Raw genomic sequence first — 26,820 nt, 5'->3', positions numbered from 1 at the left:
TATTATTTAGTATTTATTTTTTTCTGTAAACTTCTCCAACTACCGCCATTATAGACTTCGGTAAAACCGTTCATTTTGAGAATGTTTTTTGCCGATGCGCTCCTTGCTCCTGAAGCACAGCAAGTGATAATAACCTTATCTTTTTTTAGTTGACTCATCTTTTTACTAACTGTACTTAGGGGCATATTGACAGCACCTTTAATGTGATTGTTTTCAAATTCAGCTAGACTACGTACATCAAGTATTACTGCGCCATTTTTGAAAAAGGAGTAAAAGTCTGGAGATGGTTCTAGTCCGAAAAGAGATTTGATGGTTTTTATCATTTTTAATGGTTTTTAAGTTTGACACAAAGATACCATTTAAAACTTATTTTGAATTTAAAAAGTGCTCAATTTTTGGTAAAAGCTCGTCCATTTTTAGCACGTCAAAGTCGGTGAAGTAATATTTAATTTTGATGTAGCCATTACTCATTTTAATACTCACATAATAGTCTTCTTCTACTTTGGTGAATTTACAGCTACCCCCATAACAATAGAATCCATCGATATATGAATTAAGTAATTTACCTAGTGAGTCTACATGATTTTCGGAGTAATGTGATTTTAAAATACGCTTGTTAAAAATGCCGTTGTCCCAATCTTTAGTGACGGTGTTGTTTTGTGAAAAGGTATTTAGTGAAAATGTAATACCTATCAACAGAAGTAATTCTTTCATGATTTTAGCTTTAGGTTCTATCACAAAAGTAAGAAATTTTAGCATATTCAATTGATTAAAACAGTTGTGTGCTATTGTGTAGAAAATGACTACTTTTGCAGACTTTCAAAAATAGACGAAGATGAATATTACGCAAGAGAAAATTGACGATTTAAATGCCAAGCTCAAAGTAGAAGTATCTGCCGAAGACTACCAAAGCAAGGTAGAAGAGGTTATAGTAAACTACAGAAAGACCGCCAGTATTCCGGGTTTCCGTAAAGGTAAAGTGCCTATGGGACAGGTTAAAAAAATGATTGGTAAATCCGTTTTGGTAGATGAGGTAAACAAGTTACTTCAAGAGGCTATATACAAGCATATTACCGAAAACAAAGTGGAGGTTTTGGGCAACCCTTTGCCACTAACCAGCGAAGTGGATTGGGACAACGCTACCGATTTTACGTTTGAATACGAGATGGGTTTAGCTCCAGAATTTAAAGTTACTCTTGATAAAAAAGGCAAATTTGACTTTTTGAAAATTGTTGCCGATAAGAAAATGGTTGACCATTATGTAACGGATATGGCCAAGCGTTATGGTAAAATGACACAGCCCGAAAAAGCTGAAAAAACAGATTTAATGATGGGTGAGTTCACTCAATTAGATGCTGAAGGTCATGTCCTTGAGGGTGGTATTAATCATACGGCTTCGGTAGCTTTGGATATCATTCAAGATAAAAAAGCCCAAAAAGCCTTAGTCGGATTAGCACAAGACGATGAGGTGAAAGTACATATCAACAAAGACTTTTCCAACGATGCGCACCATATGCTCAACATCAAAAAAGAAGAATTAGAAACTTTAGATGCCGATTTTAATTTTAAGGTCAATAAGATTAGCCGCATGGAGCCAGCCGAATTGAACCAAGAATTATTTGATAAGACTTTCGGAAAAGATACGGTGAAAAGTGAAAAGGAATTCAGAGCTAAAATAAAAGAAGAAGTAGAAAAATCCTTTGTCAGTGAAAGCGATAACAAATTAAAAAATGACGTTATCCTTCACCTTATCAAAAAATCTAAACTCAGTTTGCCAGACACCTTTTTGAAAAAGTGGTTAGTTGCCACCAACGAACAAGGTTTGACAGAAGAGCAAGTAGAGACAGAATACGAGCAATACTCTAAGAGTTTGCAGTGGCAATTGATTGAGAACAAAATCATTAAAGAACACGATTTGGAGGTTAAAAATGAAGATGTTCTAGCTCATGCTAAAGAATTAATCGTATCTAATTTTGCTCAGTACGGACAACCAGCGCCTGAAGATAAAAAATTAGAAGAGATAGCCTTGCAAGTATTGGGTAACGAGGAAGAACGTAAGAAAATTTATAATCAGTTGTACGATGTAAAAACAATGGCTTTGTACAAAGAAAAGTTTACACTCAAAGATAAAGAGGTGACTTACGATGAATTTGTTAAATTAGCAACTGAAAAATAAAACCATACGATTATGTTTGACCCCTCAGAAGAGTTTAGAAAGTTTGCCACCAAAGACCGTGGTATCAGTAGTACAACATTAGACCGTTTTCAGTCGGCTTATGCCAACTACATTTCGCCAACCATTATTGAAGAACGTTCAATGAATGTGGCTTCTATGGATGTTTTCTCTCGTTTGATGATGGACAGGATTATCTTTTTGGGTGTTCCTATCAACGATTATGTGGCTAACATTATCCAAGCTCAACTGTTGTTTTTAGAATCGGTAGATGCTGAACGTGGTATTCAGATTTATTTGAATTCACCGGGCGGTGGAGTTTATGCCGGATTAGGTATCTACGATACTATGCAGTACATAAGCCCTGATGTGGCAACGATTTGTACAGGTATGGCGGCTTCTATGGGAGCGGTGCTATTATGTGCTGGTGCTACAGGCAAGAGAACGGCTCTAAAACACTCTAGAGTGATGATTCACCAACCTTTGGGCGGTGCTAGTGGTCAAGCCTCGGATATCGAAATTACAGCAAGAGAAATACAGAAGCTGAAAAACGAATTGTACGAAATCATTGCTAGTCATACTGGCAAATCATTCGATGAAGTATGGAAAGATAGTGATAGAGATTATTGGATGACTGCCGAAGAGGCTAAAGCCTATGGTATGATTGATGAAGTTCTCGTCAAAAAAAGTTAAAAAAATAAAGACTTAAACCTTTTAAAACCACATGCCTTAACGTATGTGGTTTTTCATTATTTTTGTACCTATGTCAGAAGAGAAAAATATTAACTGCTCATTTTGTGGTAGAGACAAGCAAGATACTAACGTATTAATTGCTGGTATAAACTCACACATCTGTGATAGTTGTATTGAACAAGCAGTAGGAATTGTACATTCCGAAAAGGAAGGTAAAGACCAGCAAATTCTTGCTGATCAGATGAATTTACTCAAGCCTGTTGATATAAAATCTCATCTAGACAAATACGTTATCGGTCAGGATAACGCCAAAAAGATTCTTTCCGTAGCAGTGTATAACCACTACAAAAGACTCGTTCAGCCACCATCTACTGACGAAGAAGAAATAGAAATTGAAAAATCCAACATCATTATGGTTGGACAAACAGGTACTGGTAAAACACTATTGGCACGAACTATTGCTAAAGTGTTGAACGTACCTTTCTGTATTGCCGATGCTACCGTTCTTACTGAAGCGGGTTACGTTGGTGAAGATGTAGAAGCTATACTTTCTCGATTGTTACAAGCTGCCGACTACGATGTCAAAGCTGCCCAAAGAGGTATCGTATTTATCGATGAGGTAGATAAAATAGCACGTAAAAGCGATAACCCTTCTATTACTAGAGATGTTTCTGGAGAAGGTGTTCAACAAGCGATGCTCAAATTGTTGGAAGGGGCAGTAGTTCAAGTTCCACCTCAAGGCGGTAGAAAACACCCCGAACAAAAAATGGTTTCCATCGATACAAGAAATATTCTATTTGTATGTGGTGGTGCTTTTGATGGAATTGACAGAGTTATCGGCAAGCGTTTGAGTACTCAAGCGATAGGTTATGCTACCGACAAAAAAGAGAAAGTAGATAAAGACAACCTATTGCAATACATAAGCCCACAAGACTTGAAAGGCTTTGGTCTTATCCCTGAGCTTATTGGAAGGCTTCCCGTTTTGACACACCTCAAACCCTTAGACAAAAACGCTTTGCGTCAAATACTTACCGAACCCAAAAATTCTCTCACTAAGCAATACGTCAAGTTATTTGAAATGGATGGTATTGCTTTGACTATTGATGATGATGTGCTAGACTATATCGTTGATAAAGCCATAGACTTTAAATTGGGTGCTCGTGGCTTACGTTCTATCTGTGAAACTATCATGATAGACGCTATGTTTGATGGTCCTTCAGATTCAGAAAAGAAAGAGTTCAAGCTTACCCTTGAATATGCTCAAAATAAGATAGAGAATTCTACCCTCCAAAAGCTAAAAGTAGCTTAGTCAACTAGCGTTCAAAGGTTTGAAAGGTAAAAGCAAAAGGATGCTTTTCGTCAGAAGGGTGCATATTAGAATATACCTCATTCCAGCTATCGTCCAAATCTTCAAAGAAAGTATCGCCCTCAATCTCTGTATGTACTCGAGTAAGATAAACTCTATGCACTAAATCATTGTCTAAAGCATATTTGTAAATCTGTCCGCCACCAATCACAAAAGGCTCATTGTCTCCTGCTTCTTTGGCTTTTTGTATGGCGTCTTCTATAGAATTGACCACAATACAACCATCGGCTTGATAATTTTCTTGTCGAGTGACAATAACGTTGGTTCTGTTGGGTAATGGGCGGTATTTGTGAGGTATAGATTCGTAATTCCTCCTTCCCATAATAACGAAATGATCTTTAGTGGTATCCTTAAAGAATTTCATATCTATTGGCAAATGCCAAACCAAGTCATTGTCTTTTCCTATGACTTTATTTTCAGAAACGGCTACTATTAAAGATACTATCATTAGCTTTTACTTACACTATAAATTACTCCTCTATCTTCAAGGTATGACTTTACAAATTCGAAATGTTGGCCTAGATATTCTGGGGGCGATATCCCTTTTCTATCGTATTGTCCATTAACAACTAGGTTGGCTACGGCAGTACATGTAAAGCCTGTTGTTCGTGCCATAGATATAGTATCGTCTTGATATCTATCTAAGAGATAATACTGATAATGAACTTCTTTACCCTCTTCTTTTCCGCTTATGCGAATGTGCATTACAGTAAAATCTTTTTCCCCCTCTTTCAATTGCCATTTTGGGAACAGAAGTTTAGATGTTAAATCTATAGGTCTAATCATTTGACCATTGACTTCTATTTCTTCATAAGAGAAAAAACCACTTGCTCTAAGTACCTTGAGGTATTCCACACAACCGGGATAACGTAATGTTTTTTCTATCATATTAGGAATGTGTGGCATGGTGTCTATTAATGACCTTAAACCATCGGAATTCCAACTTTCTAAAGTGCCAACGCCTTCAAACTCTATAAGTTCTGTGTCGGACAAAGCTTCTTTGGTAACCAATTGACTGCTTTGTACATAACGAGCTGGTCTTATGTATTCTTCAATCACATCAATAGGAGAAAAAACGGCTTTGTATTCATAGGGCCATTCTCTAATTTCTGGTAATCCACCGACTAAACATTCGTAGTCAGATATTTCCATCTGATTGTTGTGGTGTCCCAAAATAATATTGCCCATTCCAGGTGCTACACCACAATCCATAACAGCCACCACGCCCATATCTTTGGCAAGTTGGTCTAGTCCAAAAGGATCTTCTGGAAAGAAAGAAATATCAACACAGTTTTTACCAGCTTTAATAACGGTTTCCAAAGTTTTGTAACCCATAAAACCCGGCACTGCACCAATGACCAAATCGTAGTCGTTTATCAAGCGTTCTATGGTCGAAGAATTCGACAAATCGGCATGAATGGTATGAATTCCTAGCTCAGACAATGGGGCTAAGGCACTCTCATTGAAATCTACGGATGCTACTTCGTGATTTTTAGCTAAATCTTTAGCCATCACATTACCCACTAAGCCTGCACCTAAAACAATTATTTTTGCCATTATACTGCTACTTTTCCTTTAATATGTGGATGTGGGTCGTAATTTTCTAATTCAAAATCTTCGTATTTAAAATCGAAAATACTTTTCACTTCAGGGTTTATTTTCATTGTTGGCAAAGGTCTTGTATCTCTGCTCAATTGCAATTCGGTTTGTTCAAAGTGGTTGCTGTAAATATGGGCGTCACCTAAAGTGTGTACAAACTCGCCAAGCTCTAAATCGCAGACTTGAGCCATCATCATTGTAAGTAATGCATAGGATGCAATATTAAAAGGAACACCCAAAAAGATATCGGCACTCCTTTGGTAGAGCTGACAAGATAATTTGCCGTCAGCAACATAAAATTGGAAGAAAGCGTGGCAGGGAGGAAGAGCCATTTCTTCAATCTCTCCTACATTCCATGCGCTCACTATCATTCTTCTGCTGTCAGGGGTGTTTTTTATCTGCTCAACAACCTTTGTGATTTGGTCGATGTGTCTGCCGTCTGGTGTAGGCCAACTTCTCCATTGATACCCATATACGTGACCTAAATCGCCGTTCTCGTCAGCCCATTCGTCCCATATTCTAACCCCATTTTCTTTAAGGTATTTGATATTGGTATCGCCTTTCAAGAACCAAAGCAATTCGTGAATGATAGAACGAAGGTGTAATTTTTTTGTAGTAATACAAGGGAATCCTTGAGATAAATCAAAGCGCATCTGGTGTCCAAATACACTTTTTGTGCCTGTACCTGTTCTATCGGCTTTTAGAGTGCCTTCATTCATCACTCTAGTCATTAAGTCTAAATATTGTTGCATATATTATATTATCATTCCTACGATTACGGCTGTAAACAAACAAGCCAAAGTTCCTGCTATTAGGGCTAAAACGCCCAGTTTTGATAAGTCTTTCATTCGTGATGGGGCTATTGCTCCTATTCCTCCAATTTGGATGCCTATAGATGCGAAATTAGCAAATCCGCACAAAATATAAGTGGCTATAATAATGGATTTTTCTTCAAAGAATTTACCGCCAGCTTTCATTTCGCCCAAAGATACGTAAGCTACAAATTCGTTAAGTATAGTTTTCTCACCCAAAAGCTGTCCTACCAAAACAATGTCTTCTTTGCAAACACCCAAGAGCCAAGTGATAGGGGCTAAGGTATAACCCAGTATAAACTCTAAACTTAAAGATTCGTATTGACCAGCTGTAAAGTTGGCTACCCAAGAATTTATTCCTGTAATATTCCCTATAAAGTTGCCGAGCACATAGTTTAGCATAGCTATGAAAGCAATAAAAACCAAAAGCATAGCTCCTACATTAACGGCTAATTTTATCCCTTGAGTTGTACCAATGCTTATAGCTTCAAGTACATTACTTCCTAGTTGCTCGTCAGAGATTGTCATATCTTGATTTACACTTTCTGTTTCTGGTAATAGAATCTTAGAGGCTACTATAGCTGCTGGTGCTGACATTACCGAAGCAGCAAGAAGGTGCTTGGCAAAAAACAATTGTTGTACAGGATCACTGCCTCCTAAAAAACCAATATAGGCTGCTAACACACCACCTGCAATAGTTGCCATACCTCCACTCATTAAACATAGCAATTCGGAGAGAGTCATCTTCTTAATATAGGGCTTCACTAGAAGTGGTGACTCGGTTTGTCCCAAAAAGATGTTACCAATGGCTGCTAAACTTTCTGAACCCGAAAGATTCATTATTTTTTTCATGAGGACAGCAAAAAAGTAAACGACCTTTTGAAGAATACCATAATAAAATAAAACACTAGTCAGTGCCGAGAAAAAGACAATCGTTGGTAATACTTGAAAAGCAAAAATATAGCCAAAGGAGTCCATGTTATCTATAAGTCCGCCAAATAAGAATAATGAGCCGCTTCTGGTGAAACCCAAAATAATAACAAAAATAGAGCTTAACCATTCAAAAGCAGATTGTATAAATGGAACTTTTAATATAGCTACGGCAAAAACAATTTGTATCAATAGACCTTTAAAAACCAATGCCCAATCGATGCCTTTTCTATTTCTGCTGAAAATAAAAGCAATACCTATAAGTACCGCCATACCAAGCAAACCTCTTAGAATAGTCATAATGTCAAAGCCCCTAGAAATTGGTAGAGGATCAGTAGAAGATTTAAAGGAATAATTTATTCCGTTCTCATTGAGAATCAATTTGTTTTCTGATAGTTCAATCGCATAAAATCGGCTGGTATCAGTAGGTATGTTGTAGTGAAAGCTTAAAACCCCTTCTTCTATTTCCCATTGTCCACTAGCCTTGAGAGGGATAGATGCTATCTCATATTCGAAAGTGCTATCTTCATTAATGAGTAAATAATCACCTTGACTTATTGCTTTGAGATTGGTAGTGTCATCGACTTTTCTAATGTGGTCAAACTTCCAATTTTTAGTCAGTTCATGACTGTGTCCTATCAAGCCTAATAAGATGAAAAATGTAAAGGTTAAACGTTTTATCATAGTGGTTATTTATTAACTTCTTCGGTTAATTTCATCTCTAATTTTTGAAGCGACTTCATAATCTTCATTTTTAATAGCTTCATTTAATTTTTTTTCTAATTCCGATTTGGATAGATTCTTGAAATCATTTGAATCTTGTTGGGTGTCCTTTTCTTCTTCTTTCTCAGATGTAATAATATCTTGATCTAGAATAATACCAGCTTCGCTGATGATGGCTTCGTATGTAAATATTGGAGCTTTAAATCGAATAGCAATAGCTACGGCATCGGAAGTCCTTGAATCGAGCTCAATTTCCTTTCCTTTATCATCAATGCAATATATGATAGATGAAAATATACCTCCAGAGTTAATTGAACTAATGACCACCTTCTGAACTTTAATTTTAAATCCAACAGCTAATGTTTTGAATAAATCATGCGTAATAGGCCTTTGGCTTTTGTATTCATTGTCTAAAGCGATGGCTATTGCTTTAGCTTCAAAATTACCGATAACGATAGGTAGTCTTCTTTTACCTCCAACCTCACCCAATACTAGAGCAAAAGCTCCAGATTGGGTTTGACTGTTTGAGAGTCCAACTATTTCCAGTTGAATGAGTTTCATTAGTTGTTGGATTTGAAGTTTTTAATTTCTTCAATTAAGCGAGGCACAACCTCAAAAGCGTCACCGATTATTCCATAATCAGCCGCTTTAAAAAAGGGAGCTTCAGGATCAGTATTTATGGCAACCATAACTTTAGATGAATTTACACCTGCTAAATGTTGAATAGCTCCAGAAATACCAATCGCAATGTATAGGTTGGGAGCAATAGCTTTTCCTGTTTGCCCAACGTGTTCGCTGTGCGGTCTCCAGCCAATATCAGAAACGGGTTTTGAACAGGCTGTACCAGCATCTAATAAGTCAGCTAATTCTTCAACCATTCCCCAATTTTCAGGGCCTTTTAGCCCTCTTCCTGCCGATATCACGACTTCCGCTTCAGCAAGACTAATCTTACCACTTGCTTTTTCTATTTTTTCAGAACTTACATTGGCATCTTCTACTGTACAGTCGAAGGTGTCAAATTGGCAAGATGAATTTGGGTTTTCTGTGATTTTGTAGGCGTTTGGCGAAAGCGCCAAAACACAATGGTCAGCATTACTTTGCGCTATTTCAAATGCTTTTCCAGAGAATGCTTTTTTCTTAATTGTTAGTGGTGATGTTTCCGAAGGAATGTCCACCACATTACTGATAAAGGAGGCATCCAAATTGATGGAAAGTCTTGGACCAATGCATTTGCCTGTATTACTGTTAGAGATAACAATAATATGCGCATTTTCTTGAATAGCAACTTGTGACAATGCTGATGCCATACCTTTGTTGTCACAGCTATCAAATTCTGAATCTATACTCAGTACTTTGTCTGCGCCATAGTTAGATAATATGTTTTTATCATCTGAAATATTTCCTAATGTAACCGCAACACATGCTGTGTTTAATTTTTTTGCGGTATCGTGAGCAAATGTTATTGCCTCCAATGTACCCTTTTTGAAAGAGCCATTCCAACTTTCTGCATATACTAATACTGACATAATTAAATTACTTTAGCTTCTTGATGAAGTAATGATACTAATTCTTTTTCTTGACCTGCTTCTATCATTGTGCAAGCTTGCTTAGGCGCTGGTTTCTCAAATGAAACAGATGCACTTTTGTTGCTATCACCATTAGAACTTACTACGGTTAGCGGTTTTGTTCTTGCAGTCATGATGCCTCTCATGTTGGGTATCAATAACTCAGACTCTTCTACTAATCCTTTTTGCCCTGCAATAATCAATGGCAATGTAGCATTAACAAATTCTTTACCGCCTTCGATTTCTCTTTCCATATTAGCTGTTGAGCCTTCTAGCTTGAGTCCTGTGCATGCGTTTACAAATGGCAAATCTAAAATAGCAGCAATCATTCCTGGTACTGCGCCATTATTGTAGTCGATAGATTCTCTACCTGTAATAATTAGATCATAATCTTGCTCTGAGATGACCTTTGATAATTCTTTAGCAACAGCAAAGCTGTCCTTTGCATCTGAATCTATTCGAATAGCTTCATCGGCACCTATTGCTAAAGCTTTTCTTAGAGTAGGCTCACTACTTACAGGACCTAAATGAACGACCGTAACTCTTCCACCGTGTTCTTCTCTCAATTTTATAGCTTTTGTAAGTCCAAATTCATCATAAGGATTGATAATAAACTGAACTCCATCCGTCTTAAAAGCTGTGGAATCGCTCGAAAACTCAATCTTTGATGTGGTGTCTGGAACATTACTAATGCATACTAGTGTGTTCATATTAATCTTAATGTTAGTTATGTTTTTCGCAAAATTAAGGTTTTTGACTCATTAATTCTACACGAAATTCACATTACTATTAACAAGATTTTAATAGTCAATATCTTCTATCTATGTTCTTTGCCAATTTGTAAAAAATGTTATTTTTGCAAACTTTATGTTTTTTAGAATTTTATGAGAGAAATACAATTTAGAGAAGCGGTTTGTGAGGCTATGAGTGAAGAGATGCGTAGAGATTCTAGTATTTACTTGATGGGAGAAGAGGTCGCTGAATACAATGGCGCTTACAAAGCTTCAAAAGGTATGCTTGATGAATTTGGAGATAAGAGAGTAATTGACACTCCTATTTCTGAATTAGGATTCTCTGGTATAGGAGTAGGTTCTGCTATGAATGGATTACGTCCAATTATAGAATTTATGACATTTAACTTCTCGCTTGTTGCCATTGATCAAATCATCAGTAACGCTGCCAAGATGAGACAAATGTCAGGTGGTCAATTTCCTGTGCCTATCGTCTTTAGAGGACCAACAGCTTCTGCTGGTCAGCTAGGTGCTACACATTCTCAAGCCCTTGAAAGTTGGTATGCTAACTGCCCAGGCTTAAAGGTTGTTGTACCTTCTAACCCCTATGATGCTAAAGGTCTATTGAAATCTGCGATTAGAGATAACGATCCTGTAATTTTTATGGAATCAGAGCAGATGTATGGTGATAAAGGCGAAGTGCCAGAAGGAGAATACCTTATCCCAATGGGAGTTGCTGACATTAAAAGAAAAGGAACAGACGTAACTATTGTCTCTTTCGGTAAAATAATAAAAGAAGCCTACAAAGCTGCTGATGAATTAGCAGAACAAGGTATTGAGGCGGAAATTATCGATTTAAGAACTGTTCGTCCAATTGACTACGATACTATTTTAGAATCGGTAAAAAAGACAAACAGATTAGTGATTTTAGAAGAATCATGGCCTCTAGGTTCAATAGCAACAGAGATTGCTTTTAAGGTTCAAAAAGATGCTTTTGACTTCTTAGATGCACCTGTCAAGAGAGTAACTTGTTTAGATACACCAATGGCTTATGCACCTACCTTAGTGGAGGCATTTTTACCTAATAAAGATATGCTTATTGAAGCGGTCAAAGAGGTAAGCTATTCAAAATAATTAACCAATTAACAATTAATCAAATTAACTAAAATTTCAAACTATGAAAATGATTGTAGACTTTTTACCTCTTTTCGGTGTTCTAGCTTTAGGCTATGTATTCTGGAAGAATGCTTGGGTTTCTAAGCAAGAAGAAGGTACAGAAAAGATGTCAAGAATTGCAAAAAACATCGCTGATGGTGCAATGTCATTCTTGAAAGCTGAATATAAAATCTTATCGATTTTTGTTTTAGCAGTAGCTATTTTACTTTACTTCAAAGGAAGTAGTGAAGATGGCTCAAACGGAATGGTTGCAGTTTCCTTTATTGTAGGTGCTATTTGTTCAGCCTTAGCAGGCTTTATTGGAATGCGTGTAGCTACAAAAGCTAACGTGAGAACAACCAATGCCGCTAGAAAATCACTTGGTGCTGCCCTTGAGGTTGCTTTTGCTGGTGGTGCGGTTATGGGCTTAGGTGTTGTTGGTCTTGGTGTTTTAGGTCTTAGCTCTCTTTTCATATTATATAGTGGTCAGGGATGGGCAATCGGTGAAGTATTAAATGTACTTTCTGGATTCTCTCTTGGTGCTTCTTCAATTGCACTATTCGCTCGTGTAGGCGGTGGTATTTATACTAAAGCTGCCGATGTAGGTGCTGACCTTGTAGGTAAGGTAGAAGCAGGTATTCCTGAAGACCACCCATTAAACCCTGCAACTATTGCAGATAACGTAGGTGATAATGTAGGTGATGTTGCTGGTATGGGTGCTGACCTTTTTGAATCTTACGTAGGTTCTATTATTGGTACAATGGTATTGGGTGCAGTATATGCTACTTTACCAGAATTCCAATCTCAATTTGATGGTTTAGGTGCTGTTTACTTACCTTTAGCATTAGCTGCTGTTGGTATCGTAATGTCTATCATCGGTACTTTCTTTGTGAAAGTAAAAGATGGTGGTTCTCCACATGCTGCACTTAACTTAGGTGAGTTTGGTTCTGCAGGTTTAATGCTTGTAGCTTCATATTTCATTATTAACTCAATGCTACCTGAAACATGGGTAGAAGCGGGTATTCAGTACACTTCTATGGGTGTATTTTGGGCTACTATCGCTGGTCTTGTTGCTGGTTTATTAGTTGGTAAGGTTACAGAATATTATACTGGCACTGGTACAAAGCCTGTAAACTCTATCGTTAAGCAATCTGAAACAGGTTCTGCTACCAATATTATTGCTGGTTTAGGTGTAGGTATGATGTCTACTGCTATTCCTATCATCCTTATTGCTGCTGCCATTATTGTATCGCACAAATTTGCTGGTCTTTACGGTATTGCAATTGCTGCTGTAGGTATGTTAGCAAACACAGGTATTCAATTAGCTGTTGATGCTTACGGTCCTATTTCTGATAATGCGGGTGGTATTGCAGAAATGGCTGAGTTAGATCCTGAAGTAAGAGAAAGAACAGACAAATTAGATGCAGTAGGAAATACGACTGCTGCAATTGGTAAAGGATTTGCTATTGCTTCTGCTGCACTTACAGCTTTGGCTTTATTTGCTGCCTTTATGAAAACAGCTAACGTAACGGCTATTGATGTTTCTAGGCCTGATATTATGGCTGGTCTATTAATCGGTGGTATGTTGCCATTTGTATTCTCTGCATTGTCAATGAATGCGGTTGGTCGTGCGGCTATGGCAATGATTGAAGAAGTAAGAAGACAATTTAGAGATATCCCTGCTTTGAAAGCAGCTTTGGAAGTCATGCGTAAAAACGATTCGGATATGTCTAAAGCATCTGCAGCTGACAGAAAAATCTTTGATGCTGCTGATGGCGTTGCTGAATACGATAAATGTGTGGAAATTTCTACTCAAGCATCTATTAGAGAAATGGTATTGCCAGGTCTTTTAGCTATTATCGTTCCTGTACTTATCGGTTTTGTAGGTGGTGCAGAAATGTTGGGTGGTCTTTTAGCAGGTGTTACTACTTGTGGTGTACTAATGGCAATCTTCCAGTCTAATGCTGGTGGTGCTTGGGATAACGCTAAGAAGATGATTGAAGAGCAAGGCAAGAAAGGTACAGAAGCTCACAAAGCGGCTGTAGTAGGTGATACCGTAGGTGATCCATTTAAAGATACTTCTGGTCCATCTCTAAATATCTTGTTGAAATTAATGTCAGTAGTGGCTTTAGTAATTGCTCCATCAATTGCTATGAATGGTACTTCTGATACTAGCTCAATGCCTTCTGTTACCAATGAGATTGTAATGGGAGAAAGCAGAGTAGTTGATGGAGAAGTTATCATTTACAACTCCAATGAAAAAAATGGTTTAAAAGTAAGAACCAGCCTTAAAATAGAAGGAGAGGATTTAGTAATGGTTTCATTTAAAGGTAAAACTGCTAATTCAGAAAACATGACATTCAAAAGCCCTGTGTTTAGTTCAGAGTTCATTTCATTTACTTCAAACGAGGTAAAGCCTATCGAGGAAAACACTTTTATTGCTTATGGTGAACTAATGGCTAACGATATGACATATCCTGCTTCATTTGAATTTCAAGTTAGAGATTTTATAAAAGGATTGGTTAGTTTTAAAGAGTAATTATAAACTAATTTATACTAAAAAAGCCCAGCATCTGCTGGGCTTTTTTTTGTGCTAGTTTGTTTTGCTTTAGAACAATCCGTTGATTTCGGCATCTATTTTATCAATGATAACACTGAGGTCTTCCTTGTTTTGTTGGAAATCTAAACCATCGACATCAATAACTAGTAAATGACCTCTGTCGTATGAAGATATCCATGCTTCATAGCGTTCGTTGAGTCTAGACAAATAGTCTATACGAATAGAATTTTCATAATTACGACCTCTTTTTTGTATTTGTTCTACTAAATTAGAAACCGACGAACGAAGGTATATCAAAAGATTAGGGGCCGGAATGAAAGTGTTCATCAATTCAAAAAGACTTTGGTAGTTTTCAAAATCTCTTGTACTCATTAAGCCCATTGCGTGTAAATTGGGGGCGAAAATATGAGCATCTTCATACATCGTTCTGTCTTGAATAACATCTTTTTCACCTTTATGGATTTCTTGTACTTGCCCAAATCTACTATTTAAAAAGTAAATCTGTAGATTGAAAGACCACCGTTGCATATCCTTATAAAAATCATTTAAATAGGGGTTGTCATCAACATCTTCAAATTGTGGCTCCCACCCATAATGTTTTGACAATAGGGTTGTTAATGTGGTCTTGCCGGAGCCTATATTTCCTGCTATGGCTATGTGCATATTTTAATTATTTTGCTACTAATTTAAAGGATTTTCTATGAATTCATAGTGTTTTCATCAATTTAAAAATAGAATCTAAATTATTCCTGTTATTTGATAATCTTGGAACTTTAAATTGACGACCTAATTTCCCTTGAGTTTTCATCCATTTGTAGAAAAAACCATTTTCGACAGTATGAACAATCGGCTGTTGTAATGCTAAATTTTTATTTCTTTTAGCAGCATAATCAGAGTTCATTTTTTTTAAATTTTGATCTAACTCATGAACGAATTTATCAATACTGTTAGGTTTGTTGTTAAATTCAAAAACCCATTCGTGAGCCCCTTGACCTGTTTCAGACATGTATTTTGGTCCGGCTGTATATTCGTTTATGTTGGCACCTGTTTTTTCACAAGCTATCTTTAAAGCTTTTTCTGCATTAGACATTATTAGTTCTTCTCCAAATGCATTAATGAACTGTCCTATTCGTCCAATTATTTGAATTCTGTAAGGTTTGGTAGATGTGAAAATAACCGTATCTCCAATAAGGTATCGCCATAAACCAGCATTTGTTGAAATGACCATTGCATACGGCTTCCCTTTTTCTACTTCCCATAAAGGAATTGCTTTCTGGCTATCTATATCCTCAACGGGAATGAATTCGTAAAAAATACCGTAATCGAGCATGAGTAACATTTCATTGCTGTTTTTCTGATCTTGAATGCCAAAAAAACCCTCAGAAGCATTGTAAGTTTCCAAAAAATTAACCCTCTTAGGTATAAGTTTTTCAAACTGATTCTTGTAAGGTGTAAAGCTAACGCCTCCATGCATGTATAGCTCTAGATTTGGCCATACCTCACTGATGTTATTCACACCTTTGACATCTAGTATTTTATTAAATAGTACAAGCATCCAAGATGGGACACCAGAAATTGTTCTCACATCTTCGTTTGATGTAATCAGTGCCATTTGTTCAATTTTCTTTTCAAAATCGTTCATTAAACGGATGTCCTTATTGGGGGTCTGATGGATATTTACCCAAAAGGGTAGATTATCGACTATGATAGCCGATAAATCTCCGTCTTTTTTGTGAGTACTCAAGGAGGGCTCGTGGCTACCACCCATAATTACGCTTTTACCATTAAAAACCTGCGTTTCAGGATAATTGAAGCAATAAAGGGATAGCATGTCTTTACCACCTTTAAAATGGCAATCTTTAAGAGATTCCTTTGTGACAGGAATGAACTTACTTCTATGTCCACTAGTACCCGAAGATTTGGCAAACCACTTGCTCTCGGTAGGCCACAAAATATTCTCTTGCCCTTTTCTTAACCTTTCTATGAAGGGTGATAAATCTTCATATGTTGAAATAGGTACTCTTTCTCTATATGTATTGTAAGTATTTATTTCGTTATAACGATATTTCTTTCCCCATTCCGTATGTTGAGCTGTATTTAAGAGGTTTTCAAACCAATCGTGTTGTACGTCATTGGGGTATTTTATAAAGAGTTCTATTTGGTGAATACGCTTTCGCATTACCCACGACATAAGACTATTTTTTATAGAAAATATCATATCTTGTACTCAGGATAAATTTGAATTTAAAAATACTATTTTGTAATGAAAATAACAGGTTCTTTGTTGAAAATGACATCTCAATTGTCACAGCCTATACAGTATCATCTTCCTATAGGTAGCGAGAGTGTAGATATGAACTCTCTAATTAATAAGCCTGTAAGGTTCACTTTTGAAAATCAAATTTTCTGTACCGATTGTGGTGCTAAAACGTACAAATCTTTCAATCAAGGTCTTTGTTACCCTTGTTTTCAGTCTTCTCCAATAGCTTCAGAGTGTATCATTCACCCAGAAAGGTGTCAGGCACATCTTGGTATCGGTAGAGATATGGAGTGGGAGAAAAAATACCATTTAACGCCTCAAATTGTTTATCTAGCTCTGACAGCTAATGCCAAAGTAGGTATAACTAGAAAACCTCAAATACCTGCCCGTTGGATTGATCAAGGGGCAGTGCAGACCATTATTTTAGCAGAAACACCTAACCGCTACTTAGCAGGCGTTATAGAAGTTACTTTGAAAGATTTTATCGCAGATAAAACTCATTGGCAAAAAATGTTGAAAAACGATATCAATACGAGTATAGATTTACATTCTTTAAAAGAAGAAATGAAAGGGTTTTTGCCAGCTGAACTAAAACAATATGTTGTTGATGACTCTGAGTTGTTGGAATTGAATTACCCTGTGCTTGAATACCCTAAGAAAGTCAAGAGTATGAGCTTCGATAAGCTTGAGGTCATTGAAGGAACTTTAACAGGAATCAAGGGCCAATATTTAATGTTTGACTATTTGAATGTGTTGAATGTTAGAAAGCATCAAGGTTATGTGGTCAGTATTGAGTATTAAATTTCTACTTCTTCACCAACTTTAAGGTTCAATTTTTTCCTTATTAGTCCAATCACAATATAGAGTATAGGGGTGTCTATCAAAGCCATTATTACTTTAAATAGAAAGCCATTCAGCAACAATATCCAGAACTTATCCCATGCAATAGCCCCAGCAACACACAATAACAACAATACAGTAGCAGTATCAACGAGTTGAGAGCTGAAAGTAGAGGCGTTATTTCTTAGCCATAGGTGTTTGCCTTTGGTTAAATTTTTCCAAAAATGAAATATTCTAATATCCACAAATTGTGCAAGTAGATAAGCAAGCATTGATGCACCAACAGCTATGCCTGTCAATCCAAAAACATTGGAGAATGTAGTGTCGTTAACTGGAGACCATTCAGTAGCAGTTACGTTATTTGCCACCATAACGATACCCAACACAAAAATACTTGCAAACAAACCAGATAGTACTACCGAATTAGCTTTTTTTCTTCCGTAAATTTCTGAAATGATATCTGTCACTAAAAAGGTAATAGGGTAGGGTATTATTCCTGCCGAAATTTCAAAGGTATAAATGCCAAAGGGTGTCCATGTAAAGAATTTTTGAAAAATTAAATTACAGCATACCAATGAGGCAATAAAAAGACCGCTGAGTATAAGGTAAAGTGTTTGTGCCTGAGATTTCAATTGAAAAATAATTCGTTAATAAATCTCAAATTGGTTAGGCATTCGCATTTGAATTTTCTCCATGTTCACAATCTCATTCATTTGTTTGTAATAAGGGAAAGCACTACCCAATTCGTTTTTGATTATTCTAGTCTTCACTTGACCGCCCAAATCTTCAAGGATTTTTTCAATAGGATTTTTTTCAATAGGTAGCTTAGTGATTCTATATGAGTCTAAGTTTGCCATATCTGCGGCTATAGCTATGGCGTCTTCCATTCCGCCTAAAACGTCTACTAATCCTAATTCAATAGCATCTTTTCCTGTCCATACCCTACCTTGACCAATAGCATCTACTTCTTCTTTACTCATATTTCTGCCCTCTGAAACATTGCTGATGAACTTATCGTAAATCAACTCTACTTGGTTTTGTATGATTGCTCGTTCAGACTCACTCAGTGCTCGAGTAGGCGAAGCTAAGTCGGCAAATTGATTAGTCTTTACTCTATCGGTAGTGATTCCCAATTTGTTAGTCATCATCTTTTCAAGGTTCATCAATACTCCAAACACACCTATTGAGCCTGTTATGGTTGTGGGGTTAGCCACAATAGTATCGGCTTTACAAGCAATATAGTAGCCGCCAGAAGCAGCAACATCACCCATTGATACAACGACAGGTTTAACCTTTTTAGCGAGATCCATTTCTCGGAGTATGGTTTCTGACGCTAGAGCACTTCCTCCAGGTGAGTTTACTCTCAATACAATGGCTTTTATCTTATCATTTTTTCTAGCTTTTCGAATGGCTTTCGAAGTCGTTTCTGAACCAATAGTTTCGTTATTGCCATCACCACTATTAATAGAGCCTTGAGCATAAATAACAGCTATTTTATCTTTTGAGAATTTCTTTTTGGTGCTAACACCAACGTCTATATATTTTCGTAAAGAGATTTTCTCAATTTTTTTGTTGTCCTCAATATCAAGTCTTTTTCTAAGAGTATCATCAACCTGGTCTTGGTATTGTAAGGCATCAGCAAGTTTGTAGTCAACAGCATCTTTTGCAGATTGTATCAATAAATTTTCAGCGATATTATTCAGTTCATCATCAGATAGGTTTCTACCCTCGGCAATGTCTGATTTTACATCTTCCCAAATTGAATTGATGAAACGCTTTACTTGTTCTCTGTTCGAATCGCTCATTTTATCAAGGATAAATGGCTCAACAGCACTTTTGAATTTACCGTGACGTATAATTTGAGGTTCTATCTCTAACTTTGCAAGGGCTTGTTTAAAAAACATCCCCTCATAATTCAACCCTTTAAACTCTAGATAACCTTCTGGATGTAAATAAATTTTGTCTGCCACTGAAGAAATATAAAATGCCTTTTGAGAATATACTTCACTGTAAGATAGGATGAACTTATCTGTTGAGTCTTTAAACTCTTGTAGCTTATCTCGAATTTCTTCTAAAGACGCCATGTTAGAGTTAACCATGTCGATATTTAAGTATATCCCTTTTATGTTATTGTCGTGCTTGGCTTTTTCGATAGATTTCAAGATATCGTCTAATCCTAGAGGGGTAGGCTCATCACTAAAATTGCCAAAATCGAAAGAAAATTCAGACGATCTATCTACAATTTTTTCAGATAAATTAATTTCTAAGAGGCTATTTGCCTTGGTTTTTTCACCTTCCTCCATTCCTGTCGAAACACCAATTACAACAAATACTAGTATGATAATTGTAAATGATATAAGTGTTACTAGAACAGATTTAAAAACACTTTTGAAGAATCGTAGCATAGCTTTTCTTTTTTAATTTATGTAGAAAACAAAATTACATTTTTTATGCAGATTAGTTTAATCTCTTTATATATTTTCGTTTTATGAATACAGTGTATTTGCTTTTAGGAAGTAATTTAGGAAACTCTAGAGAGATGTTTGAAGAAGCGATTCATATGTTAAGGGAAAGTGTTGGACATCTTTCAAAGCGTTCATCTATATATGAATCCCTGCCTTGGGGCTTTGAGCATGAAAACAACTTCATCAATCAAGCATTAGGCATTTCTACTGAATTGTCACCTCTTGAAGTTTTGGATCGTTGTCTTTCTATTGAACGTAAACTGGGAAGAACGAGAACAAATTCCAAAACGTATCAAGCAAGAGTAATTGACATAGATATTTTACTTTTTAATTCTGAATCAATTGAAGAAGAAAATCTTATTATCCCTCATGAGCATTTGCACAACCGACGTTTTGCATTAACGCCTTTGAATGAAATTGCTTCAGAACAAATTCATCCTAAATTCGGTAACACGATTGAGCAATTGTTGTATTCTTGTAGTGACAATTCAAAAGTTAGTAAATTATGAGCTATCAGTTTATCACTATAGAAGGAAATATAGGAGTAGGCAAGACAACATTTTCTAAGATGTTAGCTAATGAACTTAACTACCGTATTGTGCTGGAAGAGTTTGCTGACAATCCATTTTTGCCTAAGTTTTATGAGCAGCCTGAAAGGTATGCCTTTTCTTTGGAGCTGTTTTTTATGGCCGAGCGTTACCGTCAGTTAGGAGATTTACGTGATCAAGACTTATTTTCACATGGTGTTGTTTCAGACTACTTTTTCGTAAAATCTAAGTTGTTTGCTGAAAACAACCTCAGTGATGATGAACTTTTGTTGTTTAATCGATTATCCGATATTGCTCTTAAAAACTTACCTAAGCCAGATTTAATCATCTATTTACATTCTGATGTAAGCCGACTTCAACAAAATATTCAGAAAAGAGGCAGAAGTTATGAGCAAAATATTTCTGATGAATATCTTTTAGATATTCAAAATAAGTATTTTGACTTCTTTAAAAAACATTCAGACTTTCCTATTCTTGTTGTTGACGTTAGTGAGGTCGATTTTGTTAATCAGTCCCATGTATTTCAGCAGTTATTGAATTTAACTTCTGACACCTATTCAAAAGGGTTTCATCGAATTTCCTTGACATAAAAAAAACCGACATTTTAAATGTCAGGTTTTTTATTTCTAATTTCAGTTTTCTTAGTTTATCAACGCTTGAAATCCGACATTATCTTTCAGTTTTTTGAACTCAAAATCCTTTTTAGCTTCATTCTTGTAATTAGCGTCTATTTCAATTGCTTTAGATAAGAATTCAATGCATTTATCTGTGTTACCTGTTCTTGCGTTTACTATTGCATTGAGGTAATTTCCTGCGGCTGAATTATCTGTTGTAACAACAGGATTGCCATTCATTATTTTAGCAAGGGTTGCATTGTAATCGTTACCTTTTAGCTTACTTGTAGCAGAGCTATAATCGCCTGTTTTAATAGCTAAGATACCTTTGTTTACATCAGATGCGTTAGAAGAGTTGTATAAGGACGCTGCCTTGTTATAATCACCTTCAATGGCTGCAATAATACCTTGATTCTCTTTTACTTCAGCAGCGTTGGCATTGTATTTAGATGCCTTGCCCAACATATCAATTGCTTTATTCATATTTTTTTCTTGGATATAAATTCCAGCCAAGTTGTTGTATGCTCTATAATCGTTAGCAAATGATTTGCTCGTTGCATTATAAATGGTCTTTTTTATAGAGTTGTCCTCAATCAAAGAAGCGGCATAAAGCATTTCTTTGATATCAAGTTGAGCAGGGTCAGCAATAGCTAGAGAAGCAATTTCTTCATCCGTTTTTTTCGGTTCAAATACTCTTAATGTTATCGTTGCCTTTCTCAGTTTTGGTAATACATCATTTTCAATAGCGTCATATATTTCGGCCATATCTCTAATAGACTCTTCTCTTTTTTGAGGGTCTTTTTGATTTCTTACAATATTTAAGACTTTACTTTTGTCTTTCATATCAGAAGAGTTTACGAGCTTATTAAAACCTCTCCAATCTTCACCTTTAGAGCTCTGAATATACAAATCGTCATTTTTAGCTCCATCGACTTTTAATTGTTTCATTAACTTCTTAGCATAGGAGAATGTAGAGTTAGCCCTGTTGTCTGATACTTTGTCGTTTACATCTAAAGTTCCTTCAGGTGAAGCGAAAGAAGATATCTCTATGTTTTTTGTTTCATAGCCTAGCTTAGCAAACTCTTTCAATTTTTTGATTTCGTCTGAACTTTTCTGAGAGTATCTAACATTAGATTGATTTACTGTAAAGTATATAACAGCTGTTTCTTCTAAAACAGTAACTTTTTCATAGGTGTGATCCGAAACAGCAGGCACTTCGCTATTCATTACTCGTGTAGAAGTAGCCATAACTCCTTCAGCAACTTTTACTGCGCCGAGGCTTTTACTATTATCGTTCATTGTAGCAATAGCTGTAGCGAATAGATCGTAGTCAGCCATTTCTTCAGAGTACTTTATTGTCCCTTTATAGGTGAACTGTCCGCCTGTTATAAAGCCGATAGTTTTACCATTACTAGAGATTTTTTCGCCTTGTAGTTTTACAGGATCAAAAAATACTTTATTTTCGCTATCGGCAGATGGAGCTAGCATAGCTCTGAAATCAGCTTCTGCACTTTTTAGGAAGTATTTTTCAGGAATTTTCACCTCAAGTTCAATATCTATATTTCCACCATGAACCTCCACTTGGGTAGGAGTAACAGTGAAATTGAGTGTATTAAATTTTGAAACCATTGAATCTAGTCCGCATGAACTAATTAATAGGATAAGTGAAAAAATTATAGGTAAACTGAAAAAGTGTCTATTTTTCATTTTGAATGTGATTAAAGATTAAATAGTATGTGCAAATATATATTTATTAGGTCAATATATAAATCTGTAATTTTTTATTTTGAATATCAAATTGTTAACAATGCCTTAATTTTTATTTATCAGGAAAAAAAGAAGAGCTTTTAGTGCTATCTCTGTTGTTTTTCTAGTGAAAAAAAGATCGATAAAGTAAGTATTTACTAGATAGGAAGTCTAAGAAGCCTTGCTATATGGGTATTTTTAATTAAAGGTTTTCAAAGATGCGAATTTACGAGGCGACTCGAGCAAATTAAAAACTGAATAAACTTAAAAGAGAGCTGGGCTTATAAAAGCTTATATTTTGCGGCTAAAATCCCATAGAACAATACCAACACTAACGGATACATTAAAAGAGTGTTTCGTGCCGTGTTGTGGAATTTCAATAACAGAATCGCTCATCTGAACGATCTCGTCATTTACACCATTAACTTCATTCCCAAAAACTAGAGCTATTTTTTGGTTTTTATCTAATGAAAAATCATTTAAGTGAGTAGAGTTGTCAGCTTGTTCTACACTAGCAATTTTATACCCTGCATCTTTTAAAGTTTTAATGGAGTCTATACTGTTTTCTGTATATATCCATTCAACAGATTCGGTAGCCCCTAATGCTGTTTTGCGGATTTCATTTTTTGGTGGAATTGGGCAAATTCCACAGAGTATAATCTTTTCAATAAGGAAGGCGTCGGAAGTTCTAAAAACAGAGCCTACATTATGTGCACTTCTAACATTATCGAGAACAATAACGATAGGTACTTTTTTTTTGCTTTTAAATTCTTCTAAATTGAGTCTTTTTAGCTCCTTATTTTTTAACTTACGCATCTTTTAATAATGAAAGCACAAAATTATATAAAATAGACTCTTGGCGGCTAAAAAAAATACAACGGAAGCTAAAGTGACTCCTTTAATGAAACAATACAATAGTATTAAGGCGAAATATCCTAATGCAATGTTGTTATTTAGAGTAGGGGATTTTTATGAAACTTTTGGTGAAGATGCCATTCTTTCCTCTAAAATACTCGGCATTACATTAACCAAACGCTCTAATGGCTCTTCTAACGATGCTTTAGCAGGGTTTCCACATCATGCCTTAGATACGTATTTGCCTAAATTAGTTCGGTCAGGTCAGCGTGTAGCGATTTGTGATCAATTAGAAGACCCAAAAGCTACTAAGAAAATTGTTAAAAGAGGAGTTACGGAATTAGTAACGCCAGGCGTTTCTTATAATGATAAAGTCCTTGATCATAAGGTCAATAATTTTTTAGCATCTATTCATTTTGGTTCAAAAGAAATAGGACTTTCTTTTTTGGATATTTCAACGGGGGAGTTTTTACTTGCTCAAGGTAAGGACGAGTATATAGCTAAGTTACTCCAGAGTTTCAATCCATCTGAAGTTGTTTTTCAAAAACAACACCACAAAAAGTTTATTGATTTATTTGGCGATAAATATTATATCAGCTCATTAGAGGATTGGGTGTTTACAAAAGAATTTTCGCAAGAGAAATTGTTATCGCACTTTGGTACGATTTCTTTGAAAGGTTTTGGTGTAGAAGAACTCAACGATGGAACGGTAGCTGCCGGTGCTGCGCTTCATTACTTAACAGAAACACAGCATCATCACATTAAGCATATTGCTAATCTTCAGCGTATAGAAGAGGCAAAGCATGTTTGGATGGACCGTTTCACGATTCGTAACTTGGAATTGTTTCATTCACATAACGATGGTGCTACGACTTTAGTAGATATCCTTGACCATAGCATTACGCCTATGGGTTCACGTTTATTAAAGCGTTGGGTGGCCTTTCCATTGAAAGAAAAACAACTTATCGAAGATCGCTTATCTGCGGTCGAATATCTGATGGAAGAAAGTGATGATAAGCCTGAAACTATAAATCATATTAAAGAAATAGGAGATCTAGAGCGACTCATTTCTAAAGTTGCTACTGCTCGAATTAATCCACGAGAAGTCGTTCAGCTAAAACGTGCTTTAATTGCTGTCGAGCCTGTGAAACAATTTTGCCAACAGTCTAATAATAAGGCTTTGATACAATTGTCAGAACACATTAATCTTTGTGAGTTCATCAGAAATAGAATTGACAAAGAAATAGATGATAACGCACCTGTTGCTATCAATAAAGGGCAAGTGATTGCCAGTGGTGTCAATGTTAGTCTTGATGAGTTAAGGGCTATTGCCAAAGATAGTCACATTCTTCTTCAGCAAATTTTGGAAAGAGAAACTGAACGTACTGGAATTCCTTCTTTAAAGATTGCTTTTAACAATGTTTTTGGTTATTATCTTGAGGTGCGTAACACACACAAAGACAAGGTGCCAGAAGATTGGATAAGAAAACAAACTTTGGTTAACGCTGAACGTTATATAACGGAAGAACTTAAAGAATTAGAAACTAAAATATTAGGAGCTGAAGAAAAGATTTTGGCTTTAGAAAGTCAATTATTTAATGATTTAGTCTTAAGTCTAATAGATTTTATTCCTGAGGTGCAAATTAACGCTCAGCGTATTGCTCAGTTGGATGTTTTGATGTCATTTGCCTCTCTTTCTCAAAGACACCAATATACTAGGCCCGCTATTTCGGATGATTATACTTTGAAAATAAGCAAAGGAAGACACCCTGTTATCGAACAACAATTAGCTGTTGGAGAAGAATATATCGCCAACGACATTTATTTGGATAGAGAAAAGCAGCAAATTATAATGATTACGGGTCCTAATATGTCTGGTAAGTCAGCCATTTTAAGACAAACTGCACTAATTGTTTTATTAGCTCAAATAGGTTGTTTTGTTCCTGCCGAAGCGGCTGAAATAGGCTTGGTAGATAAAATTTTTACAAGAGTAGGGGCGTCTGATAACATTTCTCAAGGGGAATCTACTTTCATGGTAGAAATGAATGAAACGGCGAGTATCCTAAATAATGTGTCAGAGAGAAGTTTAATTCTGCTGGATGAAATAGGACGAGGAACGAGTACTTACGATGGTATTTCTATAGCATGGGCAATAGCCGAATTTTTGCATCAACACCCTTCGCAGGCCAAGACATTGTTTGCTACACATTATCATGAGCTTAATGAAATGACTAATTCATTTGAAAGGATAAGAAACTTTAATGTTTCGGTAAAAGAGATTGGTCAGCAGATTTTATTTTTAAGAAAGCTTGTAGAAGGTGGTAGTGCTCATAGTTTTGGTATTCATGTAGCTAAAATGGCAGGTATGCCAAAATCTGTTGTGGAAAGGGCTAAAGTGATAATGAAGCGTTTAGAAAAAGCTCATTCTTCGAAAGAAGAAGTTTCTAATCAAGAAAAGCTATCGCAAGATGATGATATGCAGCTCAGTTTTTTCCAACTAGATGATCCAATATTGGAGAGTATCAGAGATGAAATTCAAGATTTGGATATCAATTCATTGACGCCAGTTGAAGCTTTGATGAAATTGAATGAGATAAAAAAGATGACAGGAAAATAAAAAAACAAAACAGGGTTTGTGTAATCTGAAAAATGTATTACATTTGCCCTCCCAATTGCGAGTGTAGCTCAGGGGTAGAGCATCACCTTGCCAAGGTGAGGGTCGTGGGTTCAAATCCCATCACTCGCTCAACATCCTCTTTTTTAAAGAGGATTTTTATTGTATTAAGTCCAAGCCCAGGTGGTGGAATTGGTAGACACGTTGGACTTAAAATCCAATGGACAGTAATGTCCGTGCGGGTTCAAGTCCCGCCCTGGGTACTTAGAAAATCCCTTTATTCTCTAGTAGAATAAGGGGTTTTCTATTTATATTCCCAACAAACTAAGAAAAGGTCTTAATTTTGTGCATAAAATATCGATACTCCCCCGTGTGATGTATTTTATATAATCATTAAACTTTTTATGCCCCCCCCTACAAGTTTCATAAGTACTCTACTTGTACTACTCTATTCAAACTAAATTATTAGATTTGGAGAACCACAAAAACTCCCACATTTATGAAATCAATTTTATCTTTTATTTTAATATTATTCTCTTTTAGCCTTATAGCACAAGATTGTTCTGAGCTT

The 26,820-nt window shown here is 36.0% G+C and carries 24 protein-coding genes and 2 tRNA genes; 11 read left to right on the top strand and 15 right to left on the bottom strand.

The window, feature by feature from the left end; genetic code table 11:
- Positions 1-2 precede the first annotated feature (2 nt).
- Together P8I29_01045 and P8I29_01040 are read right to left on the bottom strand one after the other, a co-directional pair.
- The gene (locus tag P8I29_01045) at positions 3-323 is read right to left on the bottom strand and encodes a rhodanese-like domain-containing protein (GenBank protein MDG1916381.1); all 321 of its coding nucleotides are present in this window, start codon (positions 321-323) and stop codon (positions 3-5) included.
- Between the two features lie 43 nt (positions 324-366).
- Positions 367-759, bottom strand: coding sequence for a hypothetical protein (locus P8I29_01040; protein ID MDG1916380.1), 393 nt, complete (start codon positions 757-759; stop codon positions 367-369).
- A 76-nt stretch (positions 760-835) separates the two neighbouring features.
- On the opposite strand from P8I29_01040, the gene tig reads away from it, so the two are divergent.
- From tig to clpX, 3 genes are all read left to right on the top strand, one after another.
- The gene (gene tig, locus P8I29_01035) at positions 836-2,176 is read left to right on the top strand and encodes a trigger factor (protein ID MDG1916379.1); all 1,341 of its coding nucleotides are present in this window, start codon (positions 836-838) and stop codon (positions 2,174-2,176) included.
- Positions 2,177-2,188: 12 nt separating this feature from the next.
- Complete coding sequence (gene clpP / locus P8I29_01030; protein MDG1916378.1) at positions 2,189-2,866, top strand: ATP-dependent Clp endopeptidase proteolytic subunit ClpP; 678 nt, start codon at positions 2,189-2,191, stop codon at positions 2,864-2,866.
- A 70-nt stretch (positions 2,867-2,936) separates the two neighbouring features.
- Positions 2,937-4,175: an ATP-dependent Clp protease ATP-binding subunit ClpX gene (gene clpX / locus P8I29_01025; protein ID MDG1916377.1), complete on the top strand. Its 1,239-nt coding sequence runs from the start codon at positions 2,937-2,939 to the stop codon at positions 4,173-4,175.
- A 4-nt stretch (positions 4,176-4,179) separates the two neighbouring features.
- On the opposite strand, the gene P8I29_01020 is transcribed toward clpX, so the two are convergent.
- From P8I29_01020 to P8I29_00990, 7 genes are read right to left on the bottom strand one after another with little or no spacing between them, the layout of a single operon-like run.
- Positions 4,180-4,680 carry a dihydrofolate reductase gene (locus P8I29_01020; GenBank protein ID MDG1916376.1) on the bottom strand — a complete coding sequence of 167 codons (501 nt, stop codon included), beginning with the start codon at positions 4,678-4,680 and terminating at the stop codon, positions 4,180-4,182.
- Positions 4,680-5,789: a saccharopine dehydrogenase C-terminal domain-containing protein gene (locus P8I29_01015; GenBank protein MDG1916375.1), complete on the bottom strand. Its 1,110-nt coding sequence runs from the start codon at positions 5,787-5,789 to the stop codon at positions 4,680-4,682. Before P8I29_01015 ends, P8I29_01020 begins: the two co-directional genes overlap by 1 nt.
- Positions 5,789-6,583: a thymidylate synthase gene (locus P8I29_01010; protein MDG1916374.1), complete on the bottom strand. Its 795-nt coding sequence runs from the start codon at positions 6,581-6,583 to the stop codon at positions 5,789-5,791. The genes P8I29_01015 and P8I29_01010 overlap by 1 nt, the downstream gene beginning before the upstream one ends.
- Positions 6,584-6,586: 3 nt before the next feature.
- Positions 6,587-8,257 carry a nucleoside transporter C-terminal domain-containing protein gene (locus tag P8I29_01005; GenBank protein MDG1916373.1) on the bottom strand — a complete coding sequence of 557 codons (1,671 nt, stop codon included), beginning with the start codon at positions 8,255-8,257 and terminating at the stop codon, positions 6,587-6,589.
- Between the two features lie 12 nt (positions 8,258-8,269).
- A complete protein-coding gene (locus P8I29_01000) occupies positions 8,270-8,857 on the bottom strand; it encodes a bifunctional nuclease family protein (GenBank protein ID MDG1916372.1) in 588 nt (195 codons plus the stop codon).
- Positions 8,857-9,822: an electron transfer flavoprotein subunit alpha/FixB family protein gene (locus P8I29_00995; protein MDG1916371.1), complete on the bottom strand. Its 966-nt coding sequence runs from the start codon at positions 9,820-9,822 to the stop codon at positions 8,857-8,859. Before P8I29_00995 ends, P8I29_01000 begins: the two co-directional genes overlap by 1 nt.
- A 2-nt stretch (positions 9,823-9,824) precedes the next feature.
- Positions 9,825-10,571 carry an electron transfer flavoprotein subunit beta/FixA family protein gene (locus P8I29_00990; GenBank protein MDG1916370.1) on the bottom strand — a complete coding sequence of 249 codons (747 nt, stop codon included), beginning with the start codon at positions 10,569-10,571 and terminating at the stop codon, positions 9,825-9,827.
- Positions 10,572-10,745: 174 nt separating this feature from the next.
- Between P8I29_00990 and P8I29_00985 the strand changes: the two genes are divergently transcribed.
- Together P8I29_00985 and P8I29_00980 are read left to right on the top strand one after the other, a co-directional pair.
- Complete coding sequence (locus P8I29_00985; GenBank protein ID MDG1916369.1) at positions 10,746-11,726, top strand: pyruvate dehydrogenase complex E1 component subunit beta; 981 nt, start codon at positions 10,746-10,748, stop codon at positions 11,724-11,726.
- A gap of 43 nt (positions 11,727-11,769) precedes the next feature.
- Entirely contained in the window at positions 11,770-14,286 is a 2,517-nt protein-coding gene (locus tag P8I29_00980; protein ID MDG1916368.1) for a sodium-translocating pyrophosphatase, read from the top strand.
- Between the two features lie 69 nt (positions 14,287-14,355).
- Here the strand turns inward: P8I29_00980 and P8I29_00975 are convergent, their stop codons facing one another.
- Positions 14,356-14,970 (bottom strand): deoxynucleoside kinase, encoded by a 615-nt coding sequence (locus P8I29_00975; protein ID MDG1916367.1) that lies wholly within the window; start codon positions 14,968-14,970, stop codon positions 14,356-14,358.
- Between the two features lie 43 nt (positions 14,971-15,013).
- A complete protein-coding gene (locus P8I29_00970; protein MDG1916366.1) occupies positions 15,014-16,525 on the bottom strand; it encodes a GH3 auxin-responsive promoter family protein in 1,512 nt (503 codons plus the stop codon).
- A gap of 45 nt (positions 16,526-16,570) precedes the next feature.
- Here P8I29_00970 and P8I29_00965 point away from each other — a divergent pair, with 45 nt between their 5' ends.
- Positions 16,571-17,368: a DUF2797 domain-containing protein gene (locus P8I29_00965; GenBank protein MDG1916365.1), complete on the top strand. Its 798-nt coding sequence runs from the start codon at positions 16,571-16,573 to the stop codon at positions 17,366-17,368.
- Here the strand turns inward: P8I29_00965 and P8I29_00960 are convergent.
- On the bottom strand, positions 17,365-18,039 hold the full coding sequence (locus tag P8I29_00960) for a queuosine precursor transporter (GenBank protein ID MDG1916364.1): 675 nt from the start codon (positions 18,037-18,039) through the stop codon (positions 17,365-17,367). The genes P8I29_00965 and P8I29_00960 overlap by 4 nt on opposite strands.
- 15 nt (positions 18,040-18,054) lie before the next feature.
- Positions 18,055-19,812, bottom strand: coding sequence for a signal peptide peptidase SppA (sppA, locus tag P8I29_00955; protein MDG1916363.1), 1,758 nt, complete (start codon positions 19,810-19,812; stop codon positions 18,055-18,057).
- 83 nt (positions 19,813-19,895) lie between these two features.
- Here sppA and folK point away from each other — a divergent pair, with 83 nt between their 5' ends.
- A complete protein-coding gene (folK, locus tag P8I29_00950; GenBank protein ID MDG1916362.1) occupies positions 19,896-20,381 on the top strand; it encodes a 2-amino-4-hydroxy-6-hydroxymethyldihydropteridine diphosphokinase in 486 nt (161 codons plus the stop codon).
- Positions 20,378-21,010, top strand: coding sequence for a deoxynucleoside kinase (locus P8I29_00945; GenBank protein ID MDG1916361.1), 633 nt, complete (start codon positions 20,378-20,380; stop codon positions 21,008-21,010). Before folK ends, P8I29_00945 begins: the two co-directional genes overlap by 4 nt.
- A gap of 51 nt (positions 21,011-21,061) precedes the next feature.
- Here the strand turns inward: P8I29_00945 and P8I29_00940 are convergent, their stop codons facing one another.
- Both P8I29_00940 and P8I29_00935 read right to left on the bottom strand, forming a co-directional pair.
- Positions 21,062-22,741: a tetratricopeptide repeat protein gene (locus P8I29_00940; GenBank protein MDG1916360.1), complete on the bottom strand. Its 1,680-nt coding sequence runs from the start codon at positions 22,739-22,741 to the stop codon at positions 21,062-21,064.
- A 330-nt stretch (positions 22,742-23,071) separates the two neighbouring features.
- Complete coding sequence (locus P8I29_00935; protein ID MDG1916359.1) at positions 23,072-23,596, bottom strand: RNA methyltransferase; 525 nt, start codon at positions 23,594-23,596, stop codon at positions 23,072-23,074.
- Between the two features lie 85 nt (positions 23,597-23,681).
- On the opposite strand from P8I29_00935, the gene mutS reads away from it, so the two are divergent.
- The 3 genes from mutS to P8I29_00920 all read left to right on the top strand — a co-directional run bounded on the left by mutS (position 23,682) and on the right by P8I29_00920 (position 26,512).
- Positions 23,682-26,252 (top strand): DNA mismatch repair protein MutS, encoded by a 2,571-nt coding sequence (gene mutS / locus P8I29_00930; protein MDG1916358.1) that lies wholly within the window; start codon positions 23,682-23,684, stop codon positions 26,250-26,252.
- 57 nt (positions 26,253-26,309) lie between these two features.
- Positions 26,310-26,381, top strand: a tRNA-Gly gene (locus tag P8I29_00925).
- 45 nt (positions 26,382-26,426) lie between these two features.
- Positions 26,427-26,512, top strand: a tRNA-Leu gene (locus tag P8I29_00920).
- The last annotated feature ends 308 nt before the right edge of the window (positions 26,513-26,820 follow it).

The organism is Flavobacteriales bacterium, from assembly GCA_029248105.1.
Taxonomy (GTDB): Bacteria; Bacteroidota; Bacteroidia; order Flavobacteriales; family UBA7312; genus UBA8444.
Note: the sequence above shows the minus strand (reverse complement) of the source record. Positions and strands in the feature narration are given on the sequence as shown.